Below are 4261 nucleotides of genomic sequence, written 5' to 3' on the forward strand. Positions count from 1 at the left end.
GTCTACGGGCAGACGGAGACCTCTCCCGGCGTCACTATGACGACAATCGACGATCCGCTGGAGCTGCGTGTCTCCACCGTCGGGAGGCCGTTCCCCCACACCGAGATCAAGATCGTCGACCCGAACACGAAGCGGATCGTCCCCCGCGGTGAGACTGGCGAGATCTGCGCCCGCGGCTACTGCGTGATGCGGTGCTACTACAACAACCCGAACGCCACCCGGGCGACGATCGACGAGAACGGCTGGAACCATACCGGTGACCTCGGGGTGATGGACGAGGAGGATTACGTCAAGATCGTCGGGCGCCTGAAAGATATGGTGATCCGCGGCGGTGAGAACATCTACCCGCGTGAGATCGAGGAGTTCCTCCACAACCACCCAAAGATCGCTGACGCCTACGTCATCGGCGTGCCTGACAAGAAGTACGGCGAGGAACTGATGGCCTGGATCAAGACCGAGAATGGAGCAGAACTGACCGAAGCGGCGGTGAAGGAGTTCTGCCGCGGCCAGATTGCGCATTTCAAGATCCCGCGGTACGTGAAGTTCGTCGATGAGTTCCCGATGACGGTCTCAGGTAAGATCATGAAGTTCAAGATGCGCGAGATGGCCATCGAGGAACTCGGCCTCGAGACCGAGTCAAAGATCGAGACCGCGTAACCTTTTTTGGTCTGGGAAGCGTGGGTCTGCGCCACGACCGGTCCCGGTGGTGGGGATTGGTATGGGAGTATTTTGATAAATCTATTTTTATACTATTGGACTCTTCTTCCCCCCCGGGGAAGAAGAATGAAACACGTGTTCCTTCTTGTATGCATCCTCATCCTCACGCTCACGGTGGGCGTGAGCGGGGCGCCGGTGCAGGTGACGACTGACCGGAGTGACCAGATCGCCCCCGCCATCGGTGGCGACCGGATCGTATGGGTCGACGGGCGGGACGGCGGCGCTGATATCTACCTCTATGATATTGTGGGGGCTACGGAGACCCGGATCACCAACGGGACGGCCGTCGCGCTCTGGCCGGACATCTCAGGGAACCGTATCGTCTGGCAGGATAACCGGTCGGGGGCCCCGGATATCTGGCTGTATGATACGGCGACCGGGAATGAGACCCGGATCACGGACGCCCCCGGCGGCCAGGTCGTGCCGGCGATCGATGGCGATACGGTCGTCTGGCTCGACAACCGGGCCGGGGTTGCGGGCGGCATCTACGCCATGAACCTGACGACCCGGGCAGTGGTGCGGGTCTCCTCCGGCCCGGTGCAGGGGAATCCCCTGATCGTCTCTCCTGACGTTTCCGGCGGGACGATCGTCTGGGCGGACGAGAGCGGCGGGAACTACACCGTCTTTGCCGTCCGGGATGCTGCAGAGCCGGTAGCGCTCGCGAACGACACCGCACTGCAGGGCTTCCCGGCGGTCTCCGGCGACCGGGTCGTCTGGTCTGAGATCCGGGACGGGTCGGCATCGCTCGTCGTCCATAACCTCACCACCGGCGAGGAGGAGCGGGTTTGGGGCAGGCCGCCGGGAATGGCTGTCTACCCTGACATCGCGGGGGACCTGGTCGTCTGGCAGAATGCTACGGGCCAGGATGCCGATGACATCTACCTGCTCGACCTTGCCGCCGGGAAGACCCTGCAGGTCACCGATGATGACGCACTCCAGTTCCTCCCGCGGGTCTCCGGCAGCCGGGTCGTCTGGATGGATAACCGGTCGGGAGACTGGGATATCTACCTCTTCACCGCCGGGAACGCAACTCAGTATACCTTCGGCATGGAGCAGAACGGCCAGAACGTCACCGTCCCGGTGAAGAGCGAGGTTGTCGTCAACCTTGCCGAGAACCCGACCACCGGCTACTCCTGGAATGCCACGGTATCGCCGGGACTCACCATCACTAAAGACCGCTACGTGCAGAACGCGACCACAGAGGGGATGCTCGGTACCGGCGGGACCCACACCTGGACGCTCGTGCCTGAAACGTCCGGGGTGTTTACGTTCTCGGCCGTCTACCGGCGGCCCTGGGAGAACCTGACCGGGACTGAAGAGCGGTTTGATCTCACTATAACGGCCGTGAACGAAACGGTGTAGGAGAAAAAGAGGGAGTTCAGGCTTCCCGGGCCCGCCCGACCAGCGCCTGCGCCGCCGCAGCGGCTCCCCGGACGATCTCCTCCTCGCCCGGCACCGTCCGCTCGTGCATCAGGACCCTGCCCTGGCAGAGGACGGTCATGACCGCGCCGCCGTTGCAGGCGTAGACGGTGTTTGAGTCGGAGTTGTGGAGGGGGGTGTTGCAGACCGCCCTGGCGTCGAGGAGGACGATATCGGCAGGCGCGCCCGCAGTCAGGGTCCCGGGACCGGTCCCGAGCGCCCGGGCGCCCGCGCTCGTCGCCATCGCGACCGCCTCGCCCGCGGGGAGCAGGGTCTGGGAGTTCCAGGCGAACTTCTGCAGGAGGGCGGCGAACTTCATCTCCTCCATAAGGTCGAGGCTGTTGTTTGAGGCGCAGCCGTCGGTCCCGAGGCAGACGTTCGCCCCGGAAGTTTTCAGCCAGTGGTAGGGCATGGCCCGGTTGACGGCGAGTTTCATGTTGCTTGCCGGGTTGTGGGAGGCGTGGACGCCCCGCTTGCCGAGGAGCCGGCACTCTGCCTCGTCGAGCCAGCAGCAGTGCGCCGCGACCGTCCGGGGGGTGAGGCACCCGCACTCGTCGAGGTGGACCGCTGGGCGTTTGCCGAACTCTGCGACGCAGTCGGTGACCTCTTTCTCGGTCTCGGAGAGATGGATGTGGATCCCGATCTCCTGCTCCTCCGCGAAGTTAGCGCACCAGGAGAGGCCTTCGGGGGAGACCGTGTAGACCGAGTGGGGGCCGACGGCTGCCTGGATGCGGGGGTTTTTCCGCGCTTTCACGTGGGCGACAAGGGCTTCTGTCGCCTTGATCTCGGCCTCCCGCTTCTCCTCCATCCCGAGGTCGATGAACCCGTAGGCGAGGGTCGCCCGGAGGCCCATCTCGTCGACGGCGTCCGCCGCCCGCTCCATGAAGAAGTACATGTCGTTGAACGCGACGGTGCCGCTTTTGATCATCTCAAGGCACGCTAGTTTCGTCCCCCAATAGACATCGTCGCCGGAGAGATGGGCCTCAAGCGGCCAGATCTTCTCGGAAAGCCACTCTGCGAGCGGCATGTCGTCGGCATACCCCCGGAGCAGGGTCATCGCGGCGTGGGTGTGGGTGTTGACCAGGCCCGGGATGGCGACCCGGTCCGAGCCGTCGATGATGATGTCGGCGTCGATGGTTTTCCGGGCATCCTTCCCTATGCCTGCGATCATGCCCTCCTCATCGATCGCGATATCCACGGTTGATCCATTGACGGTGACCCCGGCGATCAACACCGATCCCCGGGCAGTAAAGATGTCGTTCATGCCAGTCGCTCCACAATCGTTGTCAGTATCTTCTCGGTCCTCCGGCAGTTTGCCCGGGAGGTCTCAAGGATGTGCTCGTAGGTCAGGGTCTCCTCCCCGAGACCGTTTGCGTAGTTGTCCACGGTGCAGATGGCGGCGAACCGCATCCCGAGTTCCCGGGCGAGCGTCGCCTCGCTTGCGACCGTCATGCCGACGACGTCGGCGGCCCGCGCAAGTGCCTTGACCTCGGCGACCGTCTCGATCCGCGGCCCCCTGGTCTGGGCGTAGACCCCGCCCATCCGGGCCTCAGGCACCAGTTCCCCGAGGGTGCGGACCAGGTCTGCGTCAAGTTCGGGCCTGATATGGTCGATGGTGCATTCGTGGACTGATGGGATGTCGGTGACGCTGAGGTAGTCGTTTGGGATGACGATCGAGCCCGGCGGGATCTCGGGCTTCAGGGAGCCGGCTGAGCCGAACGCGACGATCGTATCCACCCCGAGTATGGCGAGCGCGGCGAGGCATGCCCGGTAGTTGATGCGGTGCGGGGGGAGGTTGTGCTGGTGGCGCAGGAGGAGCGCGAAGGCTCCCGCGTGGACCTCAGCCTTCCCGAACGGCGTCGCGACGGTCGTCTTTGCAAGCGGCGGCAGGTCGGCGAAGAGGAGGCTTGTGCCCCCGATGATCCCGAGCACTAGCAGCACCCCGCCCGACGGTGCAGAGAATTCAATATAGCGGCATACGCTCGTCCGTGTGACATCCTGCTACAAGGTAGACGTCCAGCCAGAAAATCCCATCTGTTGGGCCGGTCCCATAGAGATATACCTCTCCGGCGACAACCGGAACGGTCATGGGCAGGTTTCAGATCGTCGGCGAGGACGCTATCCG

General features: G+C 64.0%; 4 protein-coding genes. 2 read left to right on the forward strand and 2 right to left on the reverse strand.

From position 1 onward, the window contains the following. A partial coding sequence (locus tag BP858_RS09745) for an AMP-binding enzyme (protein ID WP_286879393.1) occupies positions 1-657 on the forward strand: 657 nt, incomplete at its 5' end. A gap of 126 nt (positions 658-783) precedes the next feature. Beyond that, positions 784-2079 carry a protease inhibitor I42 family protein gene (locus BP858_RS09750; protein ID WP_074175319.1) on the forward strand — a complete coding sequence of 432 codons (1296 nt, stop codon included), beginning with the start codon at positions 784-786 and terminating at the stop codon, positions 2077-2079. Positions 2080-2095: 16 nt separating this feature from the next. Here the strand turns inward: BP858_RS09750 and BP858_RS09755 are convergent, their stop codons facing one another. Continuing rightward, positions 2096-3400 carry an amidohydrolase gene (locus BP858_RS09755; protein ID WP_074175320.1) on the reverse strand — a complete coding sequence of 435 codons (1305 nt, stop codon included), beginning with the start codon at positions 3398-3400 and terminating at the stop codon, positions 2096-2098. Then, complete coding sequence (locus tag BP858_RS09760; protein WP_062263118.1) at positions 3397-4068, reverse strand: MTAP family purine nucleoside phosphorylase; 672 nt, start codon at positions 4066-4068, stop codon at positions 3397-3399. Before BP858_RS09760 ends, BP858_RS09755 begins: the two co-directional genes overlap by 4 nt. Between the last annotated feature and the right edge of the window lie 193 nt (positions 4069-4261).

It is taken from the genome of Methanoculleus sp. UBA413, assembly GCF_002502935.1.
In the GTDB taxonomy this organism is placed as follows: Archaea; Halobacteriota; Methanomicrobia; order Methanomicrobiales; family Methanoculleaceae; genus Methanoculleus; species Methanoculleus bourgensis.

Coding starts and splice junctions, on each gene's coding strand:
- BP858_RS09750 (WP_074175319.1), top strand. CDS start 784: ATGAAACACGTGTTCCTTCTTGTATGCATCCTCATCCTCACGCTCACG.
- BP858_RS09755 (WP_074175320.1), bottom strand. CDS start 3,400: ATGAACGACATCTTTACTGCCCGGGGATCGGTGTTGATCGCCGGGGTC.